The organism is Bradyrhizobium sp. WSM1743, from assembly GCF_000473065.1.
Lineage (GTDB): Bacteria > Pseudomonadota > Alphaproteobacteria > Rhizobiales > Xanthobacteraceae > Bradyrhizobium.
In genome coordinates this window covers 1-1,309 of record NZ_AXAZ01000156.1, presented here as the reverse complement: position 1 = coordinate 1,309, position 1,309 = coordinate 1, and the positions used below count along the sequence as shown (strand labels likewise).

The 1,309-nt window shown below is 38.0% G+C and carries 1 protein-coding gene; it reads right to left on the bottom strand.

Annotated features, from left to right (window positions below; all coding sequences use genetic code 11):
- Positions 1 to 13: 13 nt before the first annotated feature.
- The gene (locus YU9_RS44075; protein WP_036019371.1) at positions 14 to 1,168 is read right to left on the bottom strand and encodes an IS4 family transposase; all 1,155 of its coding nucleotides are present in this window, start codon (positions 1,166 to 1,168) and stop codon (positions 14 to 16) included.
- Between the last annotated feature and the right edge of the window lie 141 nt (positions 1,169 to 1,309).

The following is a 1,309-nucleotide window of genomic DNA, read 5'->3' as shown; positions in this document are numbered from 1 at the left end:
CAGTAGTGTCCGGTTAAGTTTTTGCATATAGCATTTGCTCTTTGATAATCAGATTATTAGACCATACGTTTTTTTCGTCAGTACGTAATTCGTTCTGGATGGTATTTCTAAGCTGACGAATCCTCTTTATTGATACAGGTTCATTAAACTGTTCATGGCAGTATATGGCCATAAGCAGGTAGGTTATTAACCCCGCAAGGATTTGAACCATCAGGCCATATCTACTGTGAGCAATCAAGTGGTACACTTTTAAATGTTTCTTCCACCATTTGAAAAAAGTTTCGATATCCCATCTAAGCTTATAAACGGTTGCAACCTGCTCGGCTGTAAGATCATAACGATCAGTTGCCACAAAATATTTGACACCGGCAATTTTATAACCAACCAGTCGAACCGGCTTTCTGGTCTGGTTTACCCCAGGAGTGCCAAGAAGAACCACAGCATCATAAAAAATATAGCTGTCGGGATCAACAGGCTGCTCTTTGATAATAGTTCTTGTTGTTTTCGCTTTGATGCGGCAAACAAAATGTTTTTTTTCATCCTGAAGAAGATCAAAATCCTTATGTGATTGATACCCCCGATCCATGATTCCTGTTTGGCCTTTTGTAAGGATAGACCTGACAAAGGGGCGTTCAGCGCCATTTCCATTTGTCAGATGAATTTTTATAGGAATCTTGCGATTGACATCAAAGCCGAAATGGCCTTTTGCTTTTTTAGCGCCTTTTCTGTAATCAGCCCAGTACATGGACAGAACTGCATCAATTAAAGATCCATCAATGGAAACGAGTTCACCGAGATCTGAATAATTTGATGGTAAAGCATTTTGTGCCTGGCTGCAAAGAGCTTGAAAAACATATTCAAGCTGTTCAAGCCCTCGAGAATTGATAATTTCGGAAAAACTGCTACGACTGATCCCTCCATCTGGAGCGACACATTCTTTGGCAAAATCGTCTTCTTTAAGGTGTTGAATAAGATCACGAGCTGATTCATGTTCTTGTAGATGGAAAAATATCAGTGCGTGAAGCTGATCTTCAAAAGTCATTTTCAATGGCCTGTGACCTCGGGATTTAAGCTGTGGCGTGTCAGGAAAAATCTTTTGCAAAGGTTTGAGAAATCGAGCATGAGATTGGGGATTAAAATTCTTTTTTGGGATATTGAATATGTCCATTTTTGTCTTAACTCCTTGTTATAATTATATTTTATAACAAAACGATAAAAAATTTTTATTTGGTTTGTCAAGTAAAAAATGAACATTTTTCTAATTTTTTTATCCCATATAACATGCAAAAACCTAACCGGACACTACTGA